This window comes from Paraburkholderia sediminicola, assembly GCF_046026895.1.
Classification (GTDB): Bacteria; Pseudomonadota; Gammaproteobacteria; order Burkholderiales; family Burkholderiaceae; genus Paraburkholderia; species Paraburkholderia sediminicola_C.
In genome coordinates this window covers 164,149-188,556 of sequence record NZ_JAQQEU010000004.1, presented here as the reverse complement: position 1 = coordinate 188,556, position 24,408 = coordinate 164,149, and the positions used below count along the sequence as shown (strand labels likewise).

Here is a 24,408-nt window from a genome sequence, read left to right as displayed (position 1 = left end):
GCGCTTTGCATGCACAACCCGAAACACCTCGACCTCACGATCAATTGGAACACTTAACCATCGCCCAGCGTAACGCCCAAGACGCAAAGCTCGCGAGCTATGCGCACCGGCCGCTTGCGTTTCTCTTCCGCTTTATCCGCCGCCATCCGCTCGCGCATGCGACCGTGCTGTGCAGCGTGTTTGCGGCCGTGGGCTGTGCGCTCGCTTCGCAATACGCGATCAAACATCTGATCGACGTGCTCGGCGAAGGCCGGCATCATCCCGGTCCGTTGTGGGGGGCATTCGCCATCCTCGTCGGCCTGATTGCCGCCGACAACATGCTGTGGCGGGTCGGCGGCTGGGTCGCCGCGCACACCTTCGTTGCCGTGACAGGCGACCTGCGCCGCGACCTGTTCAAGTATCTGAGCGGGCATTCGCCGACCTACTTTTCCGAGAAACAGCCCGGCATGCTCGCGAGCCGGATCACGGCGACCTCGAACGCGGTCTACACGGCCGAGAACACCACTGCCTGGAATGTACTGCCGCCATGCATCGCCGTGCTCGGCGCAATCGTCATGATCGTCGCGGTGAATCCGCTGATGGCGGGCGGCTTGATGCTGTGTTCAGCGATCCTGTCGGTCGTGCTGTACAAACTCGCGGGGCGAGGCTCCGCGCGCCATCATCATTTCGCTACCAAGGCGGCGTCGGTGGACGGCGAGCTGGTCGACGTGATCAGCAACATGGGCCTCGTGCGCGCGTTCGGCATGACTTTTCGCGAACAGCAACGGTTCGGTGCGACGGTCAAGGCCGAGATGGACGCGCGCCAGCAGAGCCTGCTGTATCTGGAAAAACTGCGGCTGCTGCACGCGGTGATCACCGCGCTGCTCTCGGCGGGCCTGCTCGGCTGGGCGCTGTGGCTGTGGGACCAGGGCAAGGCGACCTCCGGCGACATCGTGCTCGTCAGCTCGCTCGGCTTCACGATTCTGCACGGCACACGCGATCTGGCCGTCGCGCTCGTCGACGTCACGCAGCATGTGGCGCGGCTCGCGGAAGCGGTCCGCACGCTGCTGGAACCGCACGGCATGCCGGACCGCGATGGCGCGACCGAACTCGTGCCGCAAGGCGGCCGGGTCGATTTCGAAGGCGTGACCTTCGCCTATCCGCGCCGCCGGCCGATTCTCGATCACTTCGATCTGCATATCGAACCCGGCCAGCGCGTCGGCCTGATCGGCAAGTCGGGCGCGGGCAAATCCACCGTGCTGGCGCTGCTGCAGCGCTTCTACGAGACGCAGGGGGGCGCGATCAAGATCGACGGCCAGGACATCGCGTCGATCACTCAGGACAGCCTGCGCCATACGATCGCGGTGGTGCCGCAAGACATCTCGCTGTTCCATCGCACGGTGTACGAGAACATCGCTTACGGCCGCCCCGAAGCGAGCCGCGAAGAAGTGATCACGGCCGCGCGCGAAGCGCGTTGCTTGGACTTTATCGAAGCGATGCCGGAAGGTTTCGACACGATCGTCGGCGACCGCGGTGTGAAGCTGTCCGGCGGCCAGCGTCAGCGGATCGCCATTGCGCGCGCGATCCTGAAGAACGCGCCGATCCTGCTGCTCGACGAAGCCACGTCCGCGCTCGACAGCGCATCGGAAGAGGCGATTCAGAAGGCGCTCGACCGGCTGATGGTCGGCCGCACCGTGATCGCGATCGCGCACCGGCTATCGACGCTGAATAATTTCGACCGGATCATCGTGATGAGCGCAGGCAAGGTCATCGACGACGGCAGCCCGGAAGTGTTGCGCCAGCGTCCGGGCCTGTATCGCGACCTGCTCTCGAAACAGTACGGCAAGGGCACCACGCTGCACATCGGCGGCAAGAAGGTCGACGAACAGCACGTGGTCTGAACGACGCGCCACGCGAAGTTGTGCGCCCATGAGGAAAGCCGCTCTCGTGAGCGGCTTTTTCGTTTTCCAGATGTCCCGAAGCAGACGGGCCGGCGACAGCGTAGCAGCGACCTCGACGGCCCCTACTCCGTCAGACTCTCACGCATCGTCTGCTTACCCGAGCCTGCCCGCACCTTCCTGCTCCCGCTGGCCTTCGCGCTCTCCACGCTCTGCAAATCGCGCATGAAGTTATCGCGCCACACGGAGACGTTGTTCTCGCGCAGCTGCACCATCATGTCGCGATAGCGCGCCTGACGCTCCGCAAGCGGCATGGCGAGCGCTTCAGCAAGCGCCTCGGCCATCCCGTCGATGTCGACCGGATTGACGATCAGCGCGCCTTCCAGTTCCTGCGCCGCGCCGGCGAAGCGCGACAGCACCAGCACGCCGGGATTGTCCGGGTCCTGCGCGGACACATACTCCTTGGCGACGAGGTTCATCCCGTCGCGCAAGGGCGTGACGTAGCCGACGTGCGCGGTGCGAAACAGCGCGGCCAGCACCGAGCGCTCGTACTGCTTGTGGATGTAGAGGATCGGCGTCCAGTCCAGTTCGGCGAAGCGTCCGTTGATGCGCCCCGACTCGCCTTCGAGCTGCAAGCGGATGTCCTGGTACGCGTGCATGTCGGCGCGCGTCGGCGGCGCGATCTGCAGGAACGACACCTTGTTGCGCTGTGCGGCGGCATGTTCGAGCAGCCGCTCGAACGCGCGGAAACGTTCGACCAGCCCCTTCGAATAATCGAGCCGGTCCACGCTCATGATCAGCTTGCGCGAATGCAGCGTCGCCTTCATCGTGCGCACCGGCTTGCCGCGCTCGCCCGCTTTCGCGAGTTCGGCAATCTCGTCCGGATAGACGCCGATCGGATACGCCGCCGCGCGCAAGGTGCGGCCGAACGCGTGGACGGTCAGCGGGCCACGGGCCGCTGCGTCGAGCGTGCCCGCCGCTTCATTGACGATGTAATCGCAGAACGCGCGCAGATCGGGCGCCGTCTGGAAGCCGAGCAGATCGAACGAACACAGCGCTTCGACCAACTCGCGATGCGGCGGCACCGCGAGCAGCACCTGCGACGCCGGAAACGGAATATGCAGAAAGAAGCCGATGCGATTCTTCACGCCGGCCGCGCGCAGCGCCTGCGCGAACGGAATCAGGTGATAGTCGTGAACCCAGATCACGTCGTCTTCGCGCAGCAGCGGCACGAGTTGTTGCGCGAGCCACGCATTGACGCGGCAGTAACCCTCGAAATCGTGCCGGTCGTATTGCAGCAAGTCGGCGCGATAGTGGAACGCCGGCCACAGCGTGGCGTTCGAGAAGCCGCGGTAATACTGGTCGTAATCGCGGCGCATCAGCGCGACGGTCGCGAAAGTCACCGGACCGCGTTCCTCGACCTTGATCTGCGGCTGGCCCGAACTGAGCACATCGCCGCTCCAGCCGAACCACATGCCGCCGGTTTCCTTCAGCGCGTCGTACACGCCGACCGCCAGACCGCCCGCCGCCGGACCGCCCTCCGAGATGGGCGCAACCCGGTTCGATACGATGATCAGTCGGCTCATGAAGCGCGATTCCCGATGCAGTGCGTGGTTAGCGTCAAGCGATGCGGCACGGTGTTCATGCTGCGCGCGCCGCCGCGACGATGGATTCCAGCCAGTCGAGCAGCGCTGGCACGGAGTCGACGCGGGTATGCGCCATGGTCTCGCCCGCGCCGACCTTGATCGACAGCCCGCCGCGCTCGTTGACGACGGCAAAGCCTTTCTCGTCCGTCAGATCGTCGCCGGCAAACACCGGCTTGCGTCCGACGAACGGCGGCTCGTCGAGGAACGCGCGCATCGCGCGGCCCTTGTCGACGTCCTTCGGCTTGATTTCGTAGACCATCTTGCCGGGCTGCAGCACATACGAGCCGGGATAGTCGGTCACCAGCCGCTGGGTGGCTTCACGCGCGACCGGCTCGCGGTCCGGCGCATTGCGGTAGTGCAGCGCGAGCGCCGCGCCCTTGATCTCCAGCAGCATGCCGGGGTGTTCGTTGACGACCTGCGCGAGCACCTGCTCCATGCGCAGAAGCCGCTCGTCATGAAAGCCGATGCGCTGCGTGTCGCCGTTCGCGTCGCGCCGCTCGGCGCCGTGCAAACCGGCAATCGGCAGATCGGGCATGCCGAGGAAAGCGTCGATGCTGTCGATGCCGCGGCCCGACACGATCGCCAGCGCGCCGTTCGTCAGGTTGCGCAATTCGCTCAGCAGATCGATCACGCGCGGTTGCACCAGCACGCCGTCCGGCGTGGGTGCGAGTTCGACGAGCGTGCCGTCGAAATCGAAGAAAAATGCCGTCTCGCTCGGAGACAGAACAGCTGGAAGTGCTTGCATCACTGGGTTCGCCTTTCAGCCTTCTGCGGCTGGAAAAGTGTGCGCATCTTACCGCGCATCCGTCAATTTTTCGAGGAAGTAAGCCGTGGTGCCCGGCCCGCCGGGCGCCGCGCGCCCTGCCTTGCGACGATCGCATTCAAAAAGAGAACAATCCGGCTTCAGCGAGCCTTCACCGGACTGCGTCAAATTGCCTCGCAAACCGTGCGCCACGGGCGTTGCGCGACGCCGCCGGCGATTTTGCGCTACAGTCGCAGCCACGCAGACGCCCCGCCGTGAGCCCATATTTGCACACTATGGCGCGCCTCGCGCCATACGAGAATCAGGAAATCCGGCAAGGCTGTTGACTGGCGGCCAGTGCCCGCCATTGCCTATCCCATGCGCCGCTCTTCAATCGGATCATTGAACCCTCCTTTGTTCCCGCTCATCTCATCCCGTGACCCGCTGCCGAAATCCGCTGCACCGTGCGGGCCTCGCTGCATGGGCCGATTCGCGGGCCAACCCGTGAGCCAGCTCGTGCGCCGGTTCGCGCTGACGGTGACGATAAGTGCGCTGACCGCGCTGGCCGCTTGCACACCTCGCGCGCAACCGTGGCAGCTGACCAGTGTGACCGGCCACCTGCCGGATCTCGACTTCACGCTGACCGGCGATGATGGCCGCCCCGTCAACGGCGATTCGTTCAAGGGACGCACGGCGCTCGTCTACTTCGGCTATACGCACTGTCCGGATGTGTGTCCCGAAACGATGGGCCGGCTCATCCAGGTGCTCGGCAAGCTCGGCCCCGACGCGCAAAAAGTGCGCATCCTGTTTATCACCGTCGATCCCGCGCGCGACACACCGCGGGCGTTGCACGACTATGTCGGCGCGTTCGACGCGCAGCATGCCGAAGGCCTGACCGGCAGCGACCGGCAGATCGAGTCGCTCGCCAAACGTTACCGCGTTGCCTATCAGATGGAGAAACGCGACCCCAACGGCAACTACGAAGTCACTCACAGTTCCGCCGTCTACGTGTTCGACAGCCAGGGCCACGCGCGCCTGCTGGCCACCGATCACGACACGCCCGATACGATCGCGCAAGACCTGCGCCGTATCATTGATGACCGTTCCTGACCTTTCCCGAGTCCATTCATGTCGATCAAGATCAAAACGTTCGCTTCATTGAGCTGCGCGCTCGCCCTTTCGTTCGGTTTCGCCGCGGCCGCGCAGGCGGCCGGCCCCAGCGCGATCAGCGTCAAGGACGCATGGGTCCGCTGGCTGCCGAACAACCTGCCCGCCGCCGGCTACGCCACCCTCGTGAACGCGAGCGACAAGCCCGTCGACCTCGTCGATATTTCGAGCAACGACTACGGCGACGCGATGCTGCATCAAACCGTCTCGAACGGTTCGTCGCAGAAGATGGTGATGGTCGACAAGCTGACGGTGCCCGCGCACGGCCAGGTGTCGATCGCACCCGGCGGCTATCACGTGATGCTCGAAGACGCGAAGCACAAGGTCGCGCCGGGCGACACCGTGCATCTGACGCTGAAGTTCTCCGACGGTGAAACGCTCGACACGCCGTTCGTGGTCAAGTCGCCGGCCCAGACCAAATAACGTGCAGCCATGAATCTGCTCTACTGGCTCGATCCCTGGGAATTCTCGCCGACCGTCGTGATCGCGCTGCTGGTGCCGGCGATCCTGTTCGCGCGCGGCGCGCGACGCGCGAAGCTGTCGCTCGCGCGGCGCATTTCCTTCTGGTTCGGGCTGGTGGCGCTGTACGTGGTGCTGCACACCCGGCTCGATTATTTCTTCGAGCATGAGTTCTTCATGCATCGCTTGCAGCATCTGGTGCTCCATCACCTGGGGCCGTTCTTCATCGCGCTGTCGTATCCGGGCGCGGCGCTGCGCGCCGGCATTCCGTTCACGTGGCGGCAGCGCTTCGTGCGGCCCGCGCTACAGACGCCGGTGGTGCGCAAGCTGCTCGACGTGGTGATGCATCCGGTCGTCGCGGTCACGCTGTTCGTCGGGCTGATTTACTTCTGGTTGCTGTCGCCGATCCATTTCGTCGCGATGCTCGACTGGCGGCTCTATCGCGTGATGAACTGGAGCATGGCGATCGACGGCCTGTTGTTCTGGTGGCTCGTGCTCGATCCGCGGCCGGCGCCGCCCGCGCGTTTGTCGCCGGGCAAGCGCGTGCTGGTGGTGATCGCCGCGATTCCGCCGCAGATCGTCCTCGGCGCGTTTATCTTTTTCACGACGCACGAGCTGTATCCCATCTATTCGATTTGCGGCCGCGCGTTCACGTGGCTCAGCCCGATGCGCGATCAGCAGATCGGCGGACTGTTGCTGTGGATTCCGGGTTCGATGATGAGCGTGGTCGGCGCGCTGATCGCGCTGCGTCACTGGATGCGGCTGTCGGCACGCGGGCGATTGCGCGCCGAACGGCGTGCCACGACGGCGCGGGGCGTGGCGCATGGCGCGCCGGCAGCCGGCGCGCGCGGGCAGCGCTGAAGCTGGCCGTTTGAAGCTGGCCGTTTGAAGCGCAGCGCTCGACGCGAAACGCGCCGGCGCCGGCGCCTTACGACAAACTCAGGCCGAACGCATCCACACGTGCGGGATGCCGTCCTCGTCGTGAATCTCCGAGACCGGCGCGAAGCCGAACGCGCCATAGAAGCCTTGCAGATGCGCCTGCGCGTGCAAACGGATCGGCGTACCGGGCCACTGTGCGCGAATATGGGCGACCGAGCGTTCGAGCATGGCGTTGCCCAATTTGATGCCGCGGAACTCCGCCGTGGTCAGTACGCGGCCGATGCGCACGTCGGTATCCTCGGCATCGGGCAGCAGCACGCGCAGATAAGCCGCCAGCGGCGGCGGCGCTGCGCCGACGCCAGCGCCATAGGCCAGCAGATGCCAGGCTTGCATGTCGAGCCCGTCGATATCGCCGTACACGCAGTTCTGCTCGACGACGAACACCGCACTGCGCGCGGCCAGCATCTCATAGACTTCGATATTCGTAAGGTCCGCGAAGGTTTTCCAGCGCCATTCGAGTTGTGCAAGCCGCATGGCGGCAATTGATTGCGAAGCGGTCATCAGGTGCGTTCAGAAAAGAGGTGCCACATGGCGGGCGACGATGCGCAATTATGCCGTGCGCCACGACCTTGAGCCATGCCACGTGCGGGGCCGCCGTGTGCGATGCCGCGAAGCTGCTTTGCGCCGGCAAGCCGACTACCGGGCCGCCGCGCGCTCAGAAAACCGCTTCGACAGGATGGGCGAGACACTCGATCAAATTGCCCGGGCCGCACAGGTGCAGCGCGCCGACGACCACCAGCGTCCGCTCGCGCACGTCGAGCCGTTCCTTCAAACGCGCGGCCCATACGCGATTGCGCGCATCGAGAATGGCGTGACGGATGCCCGGCAGATTGAACATCGGCGAGTCGACCGCGATCCGCTGGACCGCTTGCAGATCGCCCTCCAGCCAGGCGTCGTGCATCCGCTCCAGCGTGCGCTGCGGCTCCTCGCGATCGGCCATCAGCAAGCCGAGCGCCGCGCCGACCGCTTCCAGTGGAATCGTTTCGAGCGCCGCCGCGACGTCGTGCGCGGTCTCCAGATAGCTAAAGGGCTTGGCTTGCGCGATCGCGGAGCGCAGCATGCGCGGCTCGACGCCTTCGACGACCTGGTGAAACAGCGTCGGCGCAACGATCAGCGCCGCCCACGGGCGCAGTTCGTCGAGCGGCGCCAATGCGCCTTCGACGGGCCACACTGCCTGTAGCTGGCTCCATGCATCAGCCGGCAGCAACGGCAGAAGTTGGGCGGCGCCGTGTCGCGCGTCCGCCTTCAGAAACGGCAGGATGGTCGGCGGATCGGATTCGAAGACCAGCGCTTCGGCCCAGTCATAAGCTTCGCCCACCCATGGCGGCGTTCTGCGGCTCGTCGAGGGAAACAGATGCATCGAGCCGAGCAGGCGCACACGGGTGCCGGTGAGTTGTAGATACATGCGGCCTCGGGATGAACGGGCATTCACGCGCAAAATGCGCGCGCAGTCGTGCGATCGGATTAGTCGGGCGCGAGATCGAGAGCGCGTCGGACGGTGGAAAGACGATCGGCGAATAATACAGTTCCGTCCGGTTCGCCTGATGCAACGCTAACCAGGCATTGTGCGCCGCATCCGTCGTGAGTGACGCGGACTATCCACCCCTGCCGCGGATCAGCCATAGGAACGCGGCCAATCCGTGTCCGCTCGCGTCGCAGTCAGACCGATTATTCAGCGCTCCTTTTAAACGACTCCAGTTCGGTCGTATAGCGCTCGTTTCGCACCCCGATAAGAATCAAGTCGAAACGGAATTAAACATGGCGAAACAGAGCCCTTGAAAAACCATAGTCCCTTTCTTTTGAGTTACCGACGAGCGATCGCGCACAGCGATCGCCTCGCAATGAGAGGCGTATCGAAGTGCGCGAGCGACGAAGCGAATCGATGGGACAGCGCTTCAACCTCGTCGCGAAACGCTGCGCACCGCTCGCGCTTGGATCGACAAAAGCGCCGCGGAAAAAAGAAAAGCCCCGACAAGTCGGGGCTTTTCTTTACATCAACTACTGGAGGCGCGAGCCGGAGTCGAACCGGCCTAAACGGCTTTGCAGGCCGTCATCTTTCTTTTTAATTCAATGCGTTATATGAATTGACCACACAATTTAACCACTCGACACACGAAGTTATGTGACCCAAAACGCCTAGACGGCTGCGGTACTCTTAGCCGGCAGGTCTGGGAGCAGGGGCCTTCTTGACGGTCGCCTTCTTGGCCTTTTTAGCAGGTGCCTTCTTGGCCTTTTTAGCAGGTGCCTTCTTCGCCTTGGTCCGTTGAACATGGCGCCTCTTGGCCCTATGAAAATGGATCTTCCTAGTCGGCGCTTCCTTCTCCTCAGTCTCCGCTTCCAGCGCTTTAATTTTCTTCAGAATTTTCCTCGCGGAGTCCAGACCCTCTAGGTTCTCCACCTGGCTAGCGACTGCGAACTTGCGCTCGGCTTTCGCTACGTTCGGACGCTCGCTGAGCATCTCCCGTATCGCCTCGCTTAACGCGATCGATGCCTCGGCTTCGGCCTTCCGTTTCGCCTTCCCCTCTGTACGGCCTTTCCATCCGAACTCAACAAGTTTTACGAGAATTTCGAGCAGCTTTTTCGTTATTTCGGGGGGAACGTCGGGGAGTTTCACTTGTTTTTCTCCGGACGGATCGAGACAATCACTTGCGAAGTGTAGCGCGCGCAAAATCACCTTGTCACTGGATAGCAGCAAATTGAGGAGCATGTTGCGGTCGGAAAAATACTGTATGTTTACACAGTATTTTGAGAGGCCGATCGTGAAACTTCCTGAGTTCGAACCCCCTACCCTCGCCGAATTGCGCAATTGGTGGCGAGACCATCGCGGCGAAGGCGACGTCGAGCGGTTGATTCTGGAAGTGCAGTATTTACGAATGGTGCTGTTGCGTCTTCGCGGCGAAGCGGACGCGGCCGTCCGGCTTGCGAAAGAGGTTGACCGCAGCCTCATTGCCCGCGAATCACCGATCATGGAGCTCCGAATACGACTTGCCCAGGAAGTTCTGCGCGTCGGCGCGATCGACGACACGCCGAAGCACGATGCCGTACCTAGAAACGTCCGGGAATACGCTCGCAACCCGGACGCCGTCAAATTCGAGGCCGATGCGCGACGTCGGCGCGGACACAGGGAATAGGTTGCACGCACCCAGGCACTGCTATTTCTGACTGACGACACAGCGCCCTAGAAAAGCCCCGCCGGCTGCGCCGCATCATCCCAACTGAAAATAATCACTTCCTTGCGGGCCGCCTCCTTACCGCCCCCGCCCACGGTGTACTTGATGTCCACTGTCTCAATGTGAAAACCCTCAAACGCTCGCCGGATGTCAGGGTGATCATTCAGACTTACGATCGCCTTGCCCTTTAGCGCTCGCAGCCGGGCCGCCATCGCGACATATTCGGCGTACGGAAACGGCACCCCATAGCCTTCGGTCTCCCAGTAGGGCGGATCCAGATAGAACAAGGTGTGCGGCCGGTCGTACTTGTCGATGCATACCTTCCAGTCCAGATTCTCAACGAAAGAACCGCAGAGCCGCAGGTGAGCGGCCGACAGCGTCTCCTCGAGGCGAAGCAGGTTCAGCCCCGGCGCCGCAGTCGTAGCGGTACCGAACGACTGGCCCTCGACCTTCCCGCCGAAGCAGTTCTGCTGCAGGTAGTAGAAGCGGGCCGCGCGCTGGATGTCGGTGAGCGTTTCCGGAACAGTATCCTGCAACCACTTGAACACCTGCCGGCTTGTAAGCGCCCACTTGAACTGGCGTACAAATTCCTCAAGGTGGTGCTGGACGACTCGATACAGATTCACCAGCTCGCCATTGATGTCGTTGATGACCTCGACCTTGGCTGGCGGGCGCATGAAATACAACGCGGCGCCACCCGCGAAAACCTCGACATAGCACTCGTGCACCGGAAAACGCGGAATGAGATGGTCCGCAAGGCGGCGCTTGCCGCCGATCCAGGGGACGATGGGAGTTGCCATAGATGGAATTGCCTTTTCTGGTTATGCGTTAGAATTCGGCCCGCCTACCGGTAGGTGTCAGGGCCTTGGCTAATTCACTGGTCTATTCAGTGGAAAGGCGGCCGGGAGCATGCGCGAACATGCTCCCGGTCGCCCTGTCTTTTTCCCGTACAGCGAAGCACGGTCAAAGTGACTTTGGTGCGGCCGGTACCCGATGATTGACAAAAAAGTGCGCCCGGTCACAGCTGGCGAACCGGAATGGAGCTAGGCTCGCCCGCGAGACCAACTCGTGGGAACAAGAATGAAGCGAATAGCTATTGCATGCGCGCTCGTCCTATCCGGCCATGCACTCGCGTCGGAGACGACCGCCGCGCAACTCGTGCAGGCGTGCCAGTCGCTGAAGCGGCAAGCCGACCGCGATAAATGCCTGGAATCGGCCATCAAAGCCGTTTCGCCGAAGCCGGCAGCAGAAGCGCCCGTCGCGCCTCTGCCGACAGCGAAGGAGGCCGCGCAGGCGCGCATCGCCAAGGCGCTTGAGGCGTCACGCGCAGTCCAGAGCGTTGCAAACTCAGGCACGTCATTTCTGCAATACCAGTCGTACATCCCGCCGTTCGCAATCGCGCTCGATCAGTTCAAGGCCGTCGCACAGTTGCCGGAAGAGAAAGACGCGGCAATGTTGCTGGCTGACGCGCTAGACGCTTACACGGACGCTGCGACCTATTGGCAGCTGGACAACCGATTCTATTCGTACGAGAACAATCGAATTGGTTTTCCGGACGCACAACCAGCGGCGTTGGCCGGCACTGTCGACATCGTCCTGCGATACAAGGTGCCACTGCAACGCGCAGACATGTTCGGATTTCAGAAGGGCGCGCCGCTGAGCACAGCACTCTCGACGATCTGGGAGTATGCGCAGGACAAGACAAACGCCGCCCAAGATGCCATCAACAAGATCGGGAAACCGACAGAGGCTGCGCGCGCGCAACCGGATGCCACCCCGCAGCAAATCGCGGCGGCAAAACGGCTCGCGACAAGCGAAAACGATAACCCATGGCAAATGATCGTGACATCGGGCTTCGTGGGCGGAACTTACTCTGCGCCAAGCTACTCTGCGCCGCGACTGTCGAACTCTGTCGCGGGGGTGAAAGTCAGCGCATACGGGTATCGGGATGGCTGGGCGCGCGTATCGCCGAAGGGCCAAACTGAACAGTGGATCCCAATCAATCAACTCAGCAACGTCGAGTAGCCCTCCCTGCGTCCTACTTCGTCGCTGCCTGCTCGATATAACCCTGCTCCTGCAGCATCCTGACGTACCGTTTCAAGCCGACCAGCTTGTCGATCTCGCGCTGGTCGTCGCCCGCTACTTCTGCAACGCCGTCCGCAGCCGCTGGAACGAGGCTCGGGACGGCGAACCTTACCCGCGGTTGTCGCTCGGCACGCGCGGGTCGCTTTGCATCTTCCCGCGAAAGTACGACGCGATGCCGAGGACTGGCGCCATCGTGGCCATCACCGCCGCCTCGGCACCGAGCATGCCCGGAATCTGCGCCAGGATGGCCGCGTCGGCATGCAGGAACATCACGCCTAGGTAGGCTCCAGCGACCGTACCGCCAGCCGCCAGTCCGAGAAGCCCGAAACAGAATCCGACGAACGGCCGCCACGCGTAAGTCGGCCAGTGATCTGCCCTCGCCTCGACCTGCATGGTCGTATTCACGGCCTGCGTATCGGCGGTGTCGGCGGCCAGTTCGGCCTTCGTAACGTCTGCCGCGATCTGCGCAATATGTTCCTGCTGATCGAGCACCGCTTTCTGGAACTGCATGGAGAGAGTCGGGTCAGCCTGAATCGCGGCGAGCGCAGCGTCGGGCGCCGACTGCCCCGTCACGGCCTGGGCGATGCCGACCACCTTGCCGGCGACGTCCTCGGCCTTCGAGCCGCCGAGCCAGCCGGCGATCATCGGCGCGAACTGTGCGAGCGCCATTGCGATAGGGATAAGCGGCATCATGCGGCTCCTTTTATGAGGTTGTTTGCGATACGGTTGACCCAGCCTTTGCCAAAGCTGAGCCAGGTCCGCAGAGATGTGAAATAGCGCAGACGCAGCGCGTTCCAGCGCAGCATGAACCGCAGCGGATCGGTGGCCTGCACGGCCGCAATGGTTGCTGGCCCAATCAGCCCGTCGACCTTCGCGCCAGCAGCGCCCTGCATCCAGATCACCGGATGGCCGCCGTTGTAGTTCGCGTCGAAAATCTGGAAGGCCACGCGCGCGTCCAGCTCGTCGAGCCGCAGCGGATCCCAATAGAGCTTTTTTGCGATCGCCTTCGCCGTGTCGCGCGGCAAGTCCTTCATCGGTCCCGTGTAGCCAGCCGCACGTGCGACGCGCGCCGTGACGCCCCACATGGTTTCGCCGCCCGGATCCGCTGGATTGTTCGAATAGCCGCCCTCGTTGCCGATGAGCGCGTCAAATGCGTCGTCAAAGCTGCTCACTTGCTGAACCCCTTTGTTTGCAGGAATGCGTATGCCAACGCAGCGAGACACAGTGATGCAACGCCGCCCAACGTCCACTTCCCGAGCGTCGCGAACTGCTTGTCAAGCCACTCCGTTAGTCCCTCTTTCAGCGCCTCTTTAACTTCCTCTTGCGACAGATCGCCTGATGACATGCAACCCCCGAAAAAATGCCGCCTCGACGGACGGCTGTAAAAAAACCCGCCCAGCATTGCTGCGGGGCGGGTCGGTCTTGTTACAGGTGAGGTTTTGCGGGAGTCAGGCGGCCGCTGCGGCCGGCATTGTCGTCTCGAATGGGACATCACTGGCGACGGCCGACAGAGCGGCATGAAGAGTGGCCGGATCGAAGCGCCACGACTCCGGAATGCCCAGTGCCGCACCAATCGATTCCGAACAATCCCAATGCCGCGCCCGATGCCCTCGTCGCCACACGAAGCCGAGCACGGCCGCGAGGTCGTACGGCTCGCCGAGGTGATCGTTGAACCACTCGACCGCCGCTTTCTCGGAGACAGTATCGGTCACGAATTCGACGATGTCCCATCGTGCGGGATCGAGAGCCGTCACGACGAAGCGCACGCCTTTGTCTTCGAACGACGACGACGCACACAGATAAGTGCCGTCGATTGGCGCGACAACGAGTTCGCAATGCGAGTACGGGCTATTCGTCCACCAGCGGATCAGGCGATTGACGATGCCTGACAGGCCGGGCCGCGTTCCCTTGTAAAAAGCAACTTTCATGGTTAGCTCTAGGTGATAGCGCGAATAGCGTCGACCGTCGTGCATGCGTCGATCTGCTCGGCAAGCTGCTGATTCTTCGTCAGGCATGCGAGGATCGCCGCCTTCCCGTCCGTGCCCACTTGCTGAATCTGCGCCGCCGTGTGCGGCACGTAGGCCCATGCGCCCGAGCCGTCAGCGCACCAGAATGGCGTCGTCCAATCCGCAGCGACGCCGGGAAGGATCGACGCGACGACCGATGCGTTCAAGTTCTGCTGATCGGTCGGCTTGGCGGGGTACGTGTGCGCGGCGCCGAGTGCCGACGACGTGAAGCCCGCGATGATGGCTTGCTGACAAGCTGCCGACACGATGGCCGTCTGCGACGCCTTGGCGTTCGCCAGCAACTGCGCCGCGCTAGGCCCTGGCGTCGGCACAATCGCGCCATCCTGATAGCTCAGGTCGCACCAGTTGAGATACGTAGCCTCATCGACCTCGATGTGATTCGCTTCGTGCTCGGGCAACAGGTCTTGAATGTACGCGCCGGTGAACGGACCGTTTCCGTTGTATGTGAGGTATCGCATTAGGCCACCTTCGTGATTTCAACTTCTGTGTAGACTTCGCCGAGGCCATCGGATGCGGGATTTCCAAGGCTTGACGCAATCCCTGTGTAGTGTCGGATCGAAACCGATTTGGCGGCAGACAATGTAAATGAGCCAACAACCCAGGACCGCGTTTGAACGTTATTTCCTCCTACAGACATTTCGCTGGTTCCGACGACTAATACGGACGAATCCGTCGCATTGTATAAAGACGCTTGATGCACACTCGCTTGGTAGGCCGGAGCGCTCGCCTGCACTCGATACGTTCCTGCAGGAAGCGTTATAAGGTTCGATCCGAGCGATGCACCGGTGATCGTGTTTGTAGCGACGGTATTTAAGACGCGCGTCTGCTGAGCCGCGCCTACCGAGCCGCCACCCGATGTTCCGTTGGGCTGTTGCTCTCTAACGTGGATGTATGGGAGCGCCGAAGCAGGAGGTGCCACTAAAGGCAATCCGCTCGCAGCCGTGTAGGAAACAACGCGTACATTGCCTGCACCGTCTCCGCGAACCCGCATTGAGTCGCCGGGTGCGGTCGTAATGTTGGTGCCGCCCGGAAGAATCAGAGACGTGCCGTTGTGGGTGAGCGTGAGCGCGCCATCGAACACGACGGTGCGCTCTGCACCAGAGTTGAGCGTGATCGCGGTGATGGTCGTCGTGCCGGTGATGTGGACAAGATTCCCGGTCGCCGCCTCAAGATTGACCGTCGCCGCCGATGCGATGTTCGCGCCTTTTATCTCATCGATCGCACCTGATGCAGTGCCCGACAGCACTGCGGCGGGGCCAGTAGCCCCCTGTGTCCCGGAGATTGAAATATTCCAATCGGACTGACTGCCGGAGCCGCCGACATCCAGGACATTCACGACGAGCGACGTACCGCTATACGACGTCACCTGCCCGTGCATATAGTTCGCTGGCGTGCCATTGCTGACGATCGAAACGAACTGTCCGGCGGCGAATTGCTTGCCCGTTTGCGTTGTGAACGTCTTCGCGCCCGTACCGATCGCCAGCGCGGTCGTGCTCGTGGCGGTCAACGCTGCGGCGTATCCAGCCGCAGCCGCCGCTGAAGTGCTCGCATTGCTTGCTGAGGTGCCTGCGTTCGTCTCGGACGTGGCCGCATTGGTCGCGCTTGTTGCCGCCGCGTTTGCCTTGCCAAGAATCCAGTTGGCAATAGCGATGATCTGCGTGAACATAGGCACAAGCCGCGTGCGAAAGCCGCCATTGCCGAGGCCCGTGGTCGCGCTGCTGTCGTCTGAGACGGTCGAGCCATCGCCGCCGACGTTGGCCGAAAAAGTAACTTGGTTCGTCATCAGGATGTTTCCTCAATTTCGAATGCGTTGCTGTTGTTGTTCAGAAACACGGTGGCGATCGGGTTTAGCGCGCGTATGCGCCCGACGAAGGACTGGCGAATCAGATTCATCGGGTCAGCCGGATCCCACGCGACGAGCACCTCGCCATCGACGCCGAGCTTGCGCTGCATCTCGAACACGATGGCCTTTGCCTCCGCGTCGCTGAGGAATCCGAGCGTGAACTTGTCGACGCGGCGCGGCGCCTTGCGGTCGAAATACGGCACGCTGCCGAGCGAGCGGGCGACCTTGGTGTCAGTCTCCCAGTTGAACGAAGCGCCGTACGACATATTGTTCGCCGGCTGCCAGCCAGGCGACAGGAACAGGCGACCGAACTGCAGATAGCCCGCCAGGTTATTTGCGTCGCTGAACAGCACCTGAACGTAGCGCGCGAGCGTGATCGACGGCAGCAGGTTGAGCAGAATGCCGGGATAGCCTGCGCGGTCGTCCTGCGAGATCGTGCCCTCCCACCAGTTGTCGTCTTCCCATTCGAGCGTGCCGAACGGATAGACGACCGGCCAAGCGACCATCCAGCCTGAGTCGTACTTGTTCGCCGCGAAGGTCGGATCGTCGCCCATCAGCACACGCCACTGCCCTTGCGTGCTCATGTTGTGGCTGATGAGCGAGATCACTTGCAGCTTGCGATCCTTGCCGAGGTCGATGGCGAACTGTGTGTTCGGCGTGGTGCAGTCCGTTGTGCGCGCCACGCGCGCGAGACGCCGGTCTTGCAGGTTCGTGAGCGGAGCCTGCCAACTGCCACCCGACAGCGTTGAGCCGTCCGTCAGGTTCGGATATGCCAGTAGGACGTTTGCCACGTCACCCCCATAGCGTGAGTGTTGCGAGATGCGTGTCTGCGCCCGCGTCCACGCCGACGACCACCATCAGCTTCGACGGCAGGCCATAGCGCGGATACGAGAAGCCGACCACGCTGCCGAGGTCGAGCGTGCCGAGTTGCGACAGGTCGATGTCTTCGGTCATCAGCATCCGGCGACTGAACAGCGCGAGCCGCCGATTCGCCTCTGCAAGCGCGTCTGATGCGCTGATGAGCGCGGTATCGAACGACAGCGCGGTCGCCGACGGCCACGCGGTCTGCACTGCTGCACTCGTCGCTACCTGGCTGCGCGACGCCTGCGAGATCCATGTGCGCCGGTCGACAGTCACGCTGCCCGCCGGCTGATTCTGCACGGTGTAGTTCTTCGCGTAGTTGATCGTTACCTGATACGCCGGGATGCCCGCCTCTTTGATGTTGACCTGCTCGAGCACGACATCATCGAAGGTCACGACGGGCGAGCCGGTCGGCGCCGTCACGCGCCCCATACGCAAGGTGCCAAACCGGTCGAACGAGTAGTAAGCGCCGATGCTGCCCGCGATGGCATCCATCAGCGCTTGGCTCGTCACCTGCCCGTCCGCCCAAACGCCACACGGCGCAGAGGTGAGCGCGTTGAGCGCAGTCACATCGGCGGCGCTGATGTCGGCAGACGTGAAGCCAGCGTCAAGCGCGATCTGCTGCATGATGCTGGCCGCTGCCGTGGTGCCGCTCGTGGCATCGCACGTGACTTGCGACGCGGGGCTTTCACCGAGCCGGAAATAGCCTTGGAAGCGCCGATAATGCCCCGACGCTGGCTGCGTCGATTGCAGCGTTGCAAGGTCGGGGTAGTCCGAATCCTGCGTGAGCAGCACGCCGTTGTCATAGACCGCGGTGATTGAGCAGTTCGACTGATCGGATGCCTGATAGATCAGGTTCGACGTGTTGACGCACTTCGGAGCAATGTTCAGCACCGAGCCATACACGCGCGGCTTGTACTGGCCCGCGAGGTCATTGGCCGTGCCATCAACGCCATTCGGAAGGACGTTGGTGCCGCCATAGGTAGGACGCTGCTGCGTGAGCGCGAGCGTCTTGAGCCGGTCATTGACGACAAGGCTAATCGTCGTCGTGTTGCTCACCTTCACGTCGCTCAGCGTGCCTGATGCCGTCACCGTCCATGTGCTGAACGGCGTGCCGAGCGTGCCGACGCGCATGGTGAACGGTCGCCCGTCGAAAGCGTAGTCGGTCAGCAGGTAGTCAATCCCGCCGTCGCTGTTCTCAAGAACGATGTCGCCCGGCGTATTCTGTGACGCCCCGAAGCTGGCGAGCGCGGTGTTAAAGAGGGACCGCGCAAAGTGCGGAGGGGCGCTTAGGCGCGGCTCGTAATAGGCGTTTGCCGGCGTATCGGACGGCAACGTCATAAACCCGTCGTCGGAGAAACGAAGGGTCTGCAACGTGCCGTCCGAGAGCCGGTAGCCAGTCACATCAATGGCTATGGTCATCGTTTGTTGGCGATTTTCCCGGTGTTGTCGCTGGTGTTTTGCAGATGCCGCGTCTGCTTGCTCATGTCGGCGCGGTTCTCGGCGTGCTGCTGCTGACCCTGTTGGAGCATCAAGGCCGCGATTTGCTTTCGCTCCTCGCGCGCCGCAGCAACTTCCGCCCGCAGCGCCTTTACCTCGTTGACGAGCGCAGCCTGGTCGCTATTTTCAAAGCGCGACCAGTCGATGTTCAGCATCTGCGACAACTTCTGGTTGTTCGCCGACGTCACCACCGCCTCACCCTTGTGAAGCTCGGCGCGGTAGCCATCGAACGGCACGCTATCCAGACCGCCAGCGTGCGAGCCGTTCGCGTACCAGCCGTATGTGCCGTCTGGACCCTGCGTCATGCCAAGCGCGGCCTTGGTCGCGTCCGAGACGCCGGCTGAGTTAGACGCCTGCCAGTCGGCAACCGAATAACCACCCATCGGGCCATACGGGTTTGCGGCGCTGTATGGGATCAGGCCATTGACGGCCGTCGCCTCTACTTGGGAGCGATTTAGATTTCCACCAGCCGCACCGCCATACGTATTCGCCGCAGCAGCGCCTGCCGCCGCCGACGTTGTTCCGCCGGCTGCGAAGTACGCCTTGAGCGCGTCAGATAGCGACATAGCCGTCGAGTTCAGGTTGAGGATCCCCTGCACCATCTGGTTCGTAGCATTGAGCTGCTGCTGTGCGGCGCTTAACTGCTGTTGCGCGGTGGCGATGTTGGCATCGAGCGACTTCTGCACCGCGTTGTAATCGTCGACATATGCTTGCGAACTTGCGTTGTATGCCTGCGATGCCGTGAGAAAGTCTTGCGCCACCTGCGGCAGGTTGCCCTGCGCCGTCGCATCGCCGGCCGCGGCCTTCGCCGAAGTCGTATCGAAAAGTTGCTTTTCGGCGAGATACTTGTCCTGCGGCGAAAGCGTCGACAAAGACCCAAGCGACAGCGACTGCTTCAGGTTCGTCAGCGAGGTGACGAAGTTGGAGATCGACGTGATGTTCGCGTTGATCGCTTGGACCTGGCTGCTGTATGCCGTCTGGACATTGCTCAGTGCCGTTTGCAGGGTCTGGGCTGCCGCCTGTGCCGCCTGATCAGCCGCCTGCTGCGCCGCCTGTGCCGCCTGATCTGCTGCCGACATGACCTGACCGAAGGCAGGCGCGAGGGCGAGCAGCGAGTCCTGCAACTGCTTCGCCGCAGCGGACGACGGGTCGATGTTCTCGACGAGCGCCTGAAAATCCGCGTTCGTCTTCGGCATTGCCACACCAAGCGCGTCGAACTGATCCTTCAACTGCTTGGTATTCATCGCCAGTTGCTGCGCTGGCGTATAGACCGCGCTGAAATACTGGTTCCAGAGCGACTGCTCTGCATCAGCAGCCTTCTGCATCGCCTGTGACAACTGATCGAACGAAGGGGCCAGCGCCATCATCGTGGCGAATGCGCTTTGCCCTGCGGCTGTCGTCAGATCGAGCGACCCAACCAGCGCGCGGAACGCATCCTTCGACTGCGGCATCGCAAGACCAAGAGACGAGAACGACGCCGCCATCTGGTCCTGTGCACTCTTCAGCTGCTCTGAACTGCTGTAGTAAGCCGAGAAGTAGGCCGACACCTCCGATTTGAAATTGTCGATACCGCCGGCTGCGGCGATCAGATTTAGACGCGCATCGGCTCCAGCAAGTCCGACCGCGCCGAATGCCTGCGTCATGGTCTTGCCGAGCATGTCCGCGAGCGTATTAGTGGCCGTGAACACACCAGTCAGCCGAACCGCAGTCTGCGTCAGCGTCTCGCCGGTCTGCTGATACTTGTCGAGAGGAACAAGCTGATCGACAAGGTTATTCGACAGGTCAGTCAGTGACTTTGTGATGTTCGTCTGATCGCGCCAGTCGTTGCGGATGCTGTAATTGAATGCGGACAACTTGCCCTGCAGGCCATCGATGCCACCGATGGCATTGCCGAGCTGATTGACCACCGCCACCGTGCCAACGACAGTCCCGTTAATCAGGTCGATCTGCTCTTGCGTTGCCGGCGAATGTTGGGTGCCGTGCGCATCACTGCGGAACAGGCCACCCTTCGCCGTCCAGTCGGCGAAATCTTGACCCTGAAAGCCATTGGCGACCGTGACAGTCCCCTCGACGCCGGCACTGTCTACTGTCGGGTCTTTGCGACCGAATAGTCGCGAGATCGTCGACGCCCCAGTCAGAATATTTGCGATACCTGACGGAATGCCGACTGCCTTGGCTAAATCGTACGAAGCTAGCGAGGCCGAGCCGATTCCCTTTCCGACGCCACTAATCGAGCCGTTGTCAGGGTTCCATCCCTGCCCCATCATCTTCGCGTCGAGCGCCATGCCGGCCAGAATCCAGCCGACGACAGGAACCCAACCCATCGACGAGGCGGCGCCGGTCAATCCCGCGCCGGCCGCGCCACTGGATGCAGCAGCCGATCCGCCGCCGATGCCGGAGGCTGCTGCGCCGACGCCTGCGGTCGTGCTGCCGTACAGGCCGCCAAGCGCCGCACTGCTGCTCAGGGCGCCGGACTCTGCTGCTGCCGCTGCTGCGCCGCCCGTCGTCGACAGTGCGCCGAACGCGCCAGCCGTACTCGCACCGAACGCGCCCGCAGCGCCACCGATGGCAGAGCCGGCCGAGCCGTAGCCAACACCCAATAGACCTTGCAGATAGCCATAGCCCTTAGTGAGCGCGCTATATCCGGTTGACAGGTTGTTCATGCCGCCCAGAGCGCTCGACGCCATGCCGTTGTTCTGCAGGATCTGGTTTTGGATGTCACTGCCGCCAACTAGGCCCGCAATATTCGCAACGACGTTAATCACCCACTTCTGCGCGAACGCCTTATAAAGCTCGTTCACAACCGTCGTTTCAAAGGTGTTTACCAGCGACTTAGTGAAGCTGTCCCATCCGTTCTTGCCGTTCGTCAGCATTTGCAGGAAGCCGTTATGGAAGTCCGTGCCGATGCCGTCAATCGTGCTCTGCCACGACTTAACAACGTCATCCTGCTGCTTCTTCAACTGCTGGTCGTCGTCGAGCTTGGTCTGGTCGCTGGCGACACCGTGCAGCGCCGCGGCAAGCTGCTTCTCCTTCTCGATGCGCGCGTCAATGACCTTCGTATCGGCCATATCGTCATTCCGCAGCCGCTCGGCTCGATCCGCCTCCATCGTGGCGACTGCCTCGTCGGCCCGTGCGGCCCTCAGGTTGTCGATTGCGGCCTTCGTCATGCCGAACGTATCGATCTGGTCCTGAAGCGTCTGATCCTGCTGCTCTGCTGCGGCCGTCTGCTTATCGATCGAGTCGAGGAACGACTGGTTGACCTTGTCAATCGCAGCCTGCTCCTTCCCCGCTGAGTCAGCGATACCGAGCATGCCGCTCTCGATAGCCGCCGCCGACTTGGCGTGCAGATCGTCGATCTGCTTCTGGAGCGTCGCGTGCTGAGCCGCGTTGAGCTTGTGGTTGGTCAGCCCCTTGGCAAGGATGGCCGCCTCGTCGTCGAACGCTTTGGCGCGCTCTGACGCGGTCTTCACGATGTTGTCGCGCGTCTGGCTGTAATAAGCGTTCTCGCCGATTCCACCCGACTTGTACAGCGCGTCGAGCTGCGTCTGGGCGCTCTTGACGTAAGACAGCTCCTGATCAAGCGAATCCTTGATGGCCTGCACTTCGCCCTGAAGCTGCGTCTTGTCGATCAGGCCAGCGCTGCGCGACGAACTTGTCTTCTTGTCCTTGTATTTATCGTTGATCTTCTGCTCGTCAGCAAGCTGCTGATCTGCGCTCAAATTGAGCGGCGTGGCGATCGTATCAATGTAGGTCTGGATTTCCTTCGCGCGCTTTTCGGCAGGCGTCGCGAACTGGCTGTTCCAAGTGTCATACGAGTGCTTCGCGTCGATCACTTCCTGCTCTTGCCGGTCTTTAACAGCCTTGTCGTGCGCGTCCTTTTTCGCTTTTTCGTATGCCGCGATAGCCTTCTGCAGTTCTGCTTCGTCGTCAGCACTCCATGTGCCGTTCGGCGTCCATGCGGCCTTCCGCGCCTGCAACTGCCCGACCACCTGCCCCGGCGTGGCTGTCGCGCCGAACATGCCAACAGCTTCAATTGCGCCATTGATCATGTTCTTAATATCGCGCCACCCCTGAAGAATGGTGCCTTCGTTTGCCGCGATGTCCTTCGTGCGGTCATCCATCGCTTTCGAGAACGTCTCGACAGCAATTTGCGCCGCGCCCGTTGCGTCGCCCTGCTTCTCAAGCGCGACGATCTGATCGTACGTCGACGCGGTCAGATAGTGATACGTATCATTGAGCTTGACCGACGCCTTGACTGGATCTTCAGCCAGCTTCGTGAACTCGTCGACCATCTGCTTGACCGACATGCTGGTATAGGTAGCTACGTCAGCGGTCGTCTGTCCGAGACCCGAGATCTCTTCGCCCGTCAGCCTGCCGGTCGCGGCTAGCTGCGTCACTGCATCAGCCGCAGTGTTGAACGAAGCCCCGCCGGCCGTAGCCGCCTCGGCCATCGACCGGAGTCCGTCAACAGTGGTGCCAGCATAGTTGCCTGTCAGCACCAGGGCATCATTCATTGCCTCGTTCTGATGCGAGACCATCACCATCGCCGCGCCGACCGCAATGATCGGAGCAGCGATAGCGGCAATCGCGAGGCCGGTGGCGGACGTTGCCACCTCCATAAGATCCATGCGTTCGGCCAACACCATGACCGAACCGCCGAAGTTGCTCCAGTTCCCGGTGAGCATCTCGTGCGCCAGCACGACCACTTCCTTGCGCGCGCCGGCGGTTTTCAGGCCGAAGCCTTCCATCGATTTTCCGGTCTTGTCCGCGGCGGATGCAACGTCCGTCAACGCACTGCGGTTCGTGCCAATGTCCGCAAGCGCCTTCTTATAGTCGGCCGAGGAGACGGTGCCAGACTTCAATGCACGCTCAAGCTGCGCTTCCTGATCAGCAAGACGACGCAGCTCGACGACCGCCTGGTCCGCCTTTATGCCGGCGAGCGCCTGCTGATACTGCGCGGTCGTCACCTGTCCGGATTTATATGCATCATCGAGCAGCGCCTGATCAGCGGCGAGCTTGCGCGTCGCGGAGCCAAGCGGATCATATTTGGATGTCAGCGCATTGAGTGCCTGGACGCGCTTATCTTCATCCTTGCCGAGTGCGGCGAGCGCAGCGTCATATTCCTGCATGGAGAGCTTGCCCGTCGCCATTGCGCGGTCGAGCCGGGAATACTGGTCGCCGAGCGTGGCAAACGTCGCATTGCCCTGCGCCATGGTCGTGCGCAGCGCCTGCATTTCGTCGTTCATCAGCACCGTCGCGCGCTGGGCGGCGATCATTGCCTGCGTCTGGGCTGCCACGTTCGCGCGGACCTGATCAGCCGATGCGCCGACTGCTCCGATGCCGTCAGCCGCGCTCTGCGATGCGGACGCAACCTGCTGCAAGCCTTGTTGGGCTTCCAGTGACCGCGCGACCATATCCCTGATGCGGGCGGCCGCCTGGTCTTCCGACTCGGCGAGCGCTGCCGCGCCGGCCGACGCGCGCGCCATTGATGCGCCAAGATCGTCATTGGCCGCCGACATGTCGCCGACGCTTTTTTTGTACGAGCCCATGGCCCGCGTGACGGCACGCTCGATGTCATTGCCCATCTTCAGCGCCGCCTGGCTGCTGCGATCGGCGCCGAGCTCGAACTCGGCATAGTCGAGCGAAACCTTGGCGATCAGGGAACCGAGAGAGGGCATAGGCGTGGGATGTAAAAATGCCCGCGCATGGCGGGCGTTGGACAACTACTGGGCGGGCTGCTGCGCTTCTTCCCGCGCACGGATGACGTCGAGCGCTTCGCCCTCCATCAGCCGAAGCCAAGGGAACAGCTTCACGCGTTTTTTGGAGCTGAAGCCCATCAGGCGCAGCGACGACTCAACCCGCATGTAATCGAGGCCAAGCGTCTGAGGTGGCCCCATGGGGCTGGCCAGATACCGCCACTGCCCCGACAGCGCGACGAAGGTCTCGAAGACCTCCCAGTTGTCGCGCCACACATAGCAATGCTCCATCGACGACTGCGCACGCGCCGCATTGATCGCCTCGGGCGGGGCACCAGCCGCTTCAAGGGCGGCGACCACCGATTCGTCGGCAGCGAAATCATCGGGCTTATCTCC

Annotated in this window: 21 protein-coding genes; 6 read left to right on the top strand and 15 right to left on the bottom strand. The window is 62.3% G+C overall.

The annotated features are described in order from the left end of the window. The first annotated feature begins 44 nt into the window (after window positions 1-44). Complete coding sequence (locus PQR02_RS04975) at window positions 45-1,880, top strand: ABC transporter ATP-binding protein (RefSeq protein WP_408226320.1); 1,836 nt, start codon at window positions 45-47, stop codon at window positions 1,878-1,880. Window positions 1,881-2,002: 122 nt separating this feature from the next. On the opposite strand, the gene otsA is transcribed toward PQR02_RS04975, so the two are convergent. Both otsA and otsB read right to left on the bottom strand, forming a co-directional pair. Continuing rightward, entirely contained in the window at window positions 2,003-3,463 is a 1,461-nt protein-coding gene (gene otsA / locus PQR02_RS04970; RefSeq protein WP_408226317.1) for an alpha,alpha-trehalose-phosphate synthase (UDP-forming), read from the bottom strand. A 55-nt stretch (window positions 3,464-3,518) separates the two neighbouring features. Continuing rightward, a complete protein-coding gene (gene otsB, locus PQR02_RS04965; RefSeq protein ID WP_408226314.1) occupies window positions 3,519-4,268 on the bottom strand; it encodes a trehalose-phosphatase in 750 nt (249 codons plus the stop codon). Between the two features lie 477 nt (window positions 4,269-4,745). On the opposite strand from otsB, the gene PQR02_RS04960 reads away from it, so the two are divergent. The 3 genes from PQR02_RS04960 to PQR02_RS04950 are packed head-to-tail and all read left to right on the top strand — an operon-like array spanning window position 4,746 to window position 6,752. After that, window positions 4,746-5,375 (top strand): SCO family protein, encoded by a 630-nt coding sequence (locus PQR02_RS04960; RefSeq protein ID WP_408226311.1) that lies wholly within the window; start codon window positions 4,746-4,748, stop codon window positions 5,373-5,375. A gap of 18 nt (window positions 5,376-5,393) precedes the next feature. After that, window positions 5,394-5,855 (top strand): copper chaperone PCu(A)C, encoded by a 462-nt coding sequence (locus tag PQR02_RS04955; RefSeq protein WP_408226308.1) that lies wholly within the window; start codon window positions 5,394-5,396, stop codon window positions 5,853-5,855. A 9-nt stretch (window positions 5,856-5,864) separates the two neighbouring features. Further along, complete coding sequence (locus PQR02_RS04950; protein ID WP_408226305.1) at window positions 5,865-6,752, top strand: cytochrome c oxidase assembly protein; 888 nt, start codon at window positions 5,865-5,867, stop codon at window positions 6,750-6,752. Window positions 6,753-6,830: 78 nt separating this feature from the next. Here the strand turns inward: PQR02_RS04950 and PQR02_RS04945 are convergent, their stop codons facing one another. The 3 genes from PQR02_RS04945 to PQR02_RS04935 form a co-directional block, all read right to left on the bottom strand. Then, a complete protein-coding gene (locus PQR02_RS04945) occupies window positions 6,831-7,331 on the bottom strand; it encodes a GNAT family N-acetyltransferase (protein WP_408226302.1) in 501 nt (166 codons plus the stop codon). 154 nt (window positions 7,332-7,485) lie between these two features. After that, the gene (locus tag PQR02_RS04940; protein WP_408226299.1) at window positions 7,486-8,235 is read right to left on the bottom strand and encodes a TraB/GumN family protein; all 750 of its coding nucleotides are present in this window, start codon (window positions 8,233-8,235) and stop codon (window positions 7,486-7,488) included. 750 nt (window positions 8,236-8,985) lie between these two features. Next, complete coding sequence (locus PQR02_RS04935; RefSeq protein ID WP_408226296.1) at window positions 8,986-9,444, bottom strand: hypothetical protein; 459 nt, start codon at window positions 9,442-9,444, stop codon at window positions 8,986-8,988. 145 nt (window positions 9,445-9,589) lie between these two features. Between PQR02_RS04935 and PQR02_RS04930 the strand changes: the two genes are divergently transcribed. Next, window positions 9,590-9,961, top strand: coding sequence for a hypothetical protein (locus PQR02_RS04930; protein WP_408226293.1), 372 nt, complete (start codon window positions 9,590-9,592; stop codon window positions 9,959-9,961). A gap of 47 nt (window positions 9,962-10,008) precedes the next feature. Here the strand turns inward: PQR02_RS04930 and PQR02_RS04925 are convergent, their stop codons facing one another. Then, complete coding sequence (locus PQR02_RS04925) at window positions 10,009-10,800, bottom strand: DNA adenine methylase (RefSeq protein ID WP_408226290.1); 792 nt, start codon at window positions 10,798-10,800, stop codon at window positions 10,009-10,011. 358 nt (window positions 10,801-11,158) lie between these two features. On the opposite strand from PQR02_RS04925, the gene PQR02_RS04920 reads away from it, so the two are divergent. After that, window positions 11,159-12,025, top strand: coding sequence for a hypothetical protein (locus tag PQR02_RS04920; RefSeq protein ID WP_408226287.1), 867 nt, complete (start codon window positions 11,159-11,161; stop codon window positions 12,023-12,025). Window positions 12,026-12,193: 168 nt separating this feature from the next. On the opposite strand, the gene PQR02_RS04915 is transcribed toward PQR02_RS04920, so the two are convergent. From PQR02_RS04915 to PQR02_RS04875, 9 genes are all read right to left on the bottom strand, one after another. Beyond that, a complete protein-coding gene (locus tag PQR02_RS04915) occupies window positions 12,194-12,775 on the bottom strand; it encodes a hypothetical protein (RefSeq protein ID WP_408226284.1) in 582 nt (193 codons plus the stop codon). Then, window positions 12,775-13,257, bottom strand: coding sequence for a glycoside hydrolase family 108 protein (locus PQR02_RS04910; RefSeq protein ID WP_408226281.1), 483 nt, complete (start codon window positions 13,255-13,257; stop codon window positions 12,775-12,777). Before PQR02_RS04910 ends, PQR02_RS04915 begins: the two co-directional genes overlap by 1 nt. Before the next feature lie 276 nt (window positions 13,258-13,533). Next, window positions 13,534-14,013, bottom strand: a complete 480-nt coding sequence (locus tag PQR02_RS04905; protein WP_408226278.1) for a hypothetical protein — start codon at window positions 14,011-14,013, stop codon at window positions 13,534-13,536. 8 nt (window positions 14,014-14,021) lie between these two features. Further along, a complete protein-coding gene (locus tag PQR02_RS04900) occupies window positions 14,022-14,570 on the bottom strand; it encodes a DUF4376 domain-containing protein (RefSeq protein WP_408226275.1) in 549 nt (182 codons plus the stop codon). Continuing rightward, entirely contained in the window at window positions 14,570-15,895 is a 1,326-nt protein-coding gene (locus tag PQR02_RS04895) for a hypothetical protein (RefSeq protein ID WP_408226272.1), read from the bottom strand. The genes PQR02_RS04900 and PQR02_RS04895 overlap by 1 nt, the downstream gene beginning before the upstream one ends. Next, entirely contained in the window at window positions 15,895-16,746 is an 852-nt protein-coding gene (locus PQR02_RS04890) for a hypothetical protein (RefSeq protein WP_408226269.1), read from the bottom strand. The genes PQR02_RS04895 and PQR02_RS04890 overlap by 1 nt, the downstream gene beginning before the upstream one ends. A gap of 1 nt (window position 16,747) precedes the next feature. Then, the gene (locus tag PQR02_RS04885) at window positions 16,748-18,238 is read right to left on the bottom strand and encodes a hypothetical protein (RefSeq protein WP_408226266.1); all 1,491 of its coding nucleotides are present in this window, start codon (window positions 18,236-18,238) and stop codon (window positions 16,748-16,750) included. Further along, window positions 18,235-24,039: a phage tail length tape measure family protein gene (locus tag PQR02_RS04880; protein WP_408226263.1), complete on the bottom strand. Its 5,805-nt coding sequence runs from the start codon at window positions 24,037-24,039 to the stop codon at window positions 18,235-18,237. Before PQR02_RS04880 ends, PQR02_RS04885 begins: the two co-directional genes overlap by 4 nt. After that, window positions 24,040-24,372, bottom strand: a complete 333-nt coding sequence (locus PQR02_RS04875) for a DUF1799 domain-containing protein (protein ID WP_408226260.1) — start codon at window positions 24,370-24,372, stop codon at window positions 24,040-24,042. Window positions 24,373-24,408 lie beyond the last annotated feature (36 nt).

Bases quoted from the DNA above. Each gene is read 5' to 3' on its own strand.
- PQR02_RS04945 (WP_408226302.1), bottom strand. From the start codon at position 7,331: ATGACCGCTTCGCAATCAATTGCCGCCATGCGGCTTGCACAACTCGAA.
- otsB (WP_408226314.1), bottom strand. From the start codon at position 4,268: ATGCAAGCACTTCCAGCTGTTCTGTCTCCGAGCGAGACGGCATTTTTC.
- PQR02_RS04950 (WP_408226305.1), top strand. From the start codon at position 5,865: ATGAATCTGCTCTACTGGCTCGATCCCTGGGAATTCTCGCCGACCGTC.
- PQR02_RS04915 (WP_408226284.1), bottom strand. From the start codon at position 12,775: ATGCCGCTTATCCCTATCGCAATGGCGCTCGCACAGTTCGCGCCGATG.
- PQR02_RS04885 (WP_408226266.1), bottom strand. From the start codon at position 18,238: ATGACCATAGCCATTGATGTGACTGGCTACCGGCTCTCGGACGGCACG.
- PQR02_RS04900 (WP_408226275.1), bottom strand. From the start codon at position 14,570: ATGCGATACCTCACATACAACGGAAACGGTCCGTTCACCGGCGCGTAC.
- PQR02_RS04905 (WP_408226278.1), bottom strand. From the start codon at position 14,013: ATGAAAGTTGCTTTTTACAAGGGAACGCGGCCCGGCCTGTCAGGCATC.
- PQR02_RS04940 (WP_408226299.1), bottom strand. From the start codon at position 8,235: ATGTATCTACAACTCACCGGCACCCGTGTGCGCCTGCTCGGCTCGATG.
- PQR02_RS04960 (WP_408226311.1), top strand. From the start codon at position 4,746: ATGGGCCGATTCGCGGGCCAACCCGTGAGCCAGCTCGTGCGCCGGTTC.
- PQR02_RS04895 (WP_408226272.1), bottom strand. From the start codon at position 15,895: ATGACGAACCAAGTTACTTTTTCGGCCAACGTCGGCGGCGATGGCTCG.
- otsA (WP_408226317.1), bottom strand. From the start codon at position 3,463: ATGAGCCGACTGATCATCGTATCGAACCGGGTTGCGCCCATCTCGGAG.
- PQR02_RS04925 (WP_408226290.1), bottom strand. From the start codon at position 10,800: ATGGCAACTCCCATCGTCCCCTGGATCGGCGGCAAGCGCCGCCTTGCG.
- PQR02_RS04955 (WP_408226308.1), top strand. From the start codon at position 5,394: ATGTCGATCAAGATCAAAACGTTCGCTTCATTGAGCTGCGCGCTCGCC.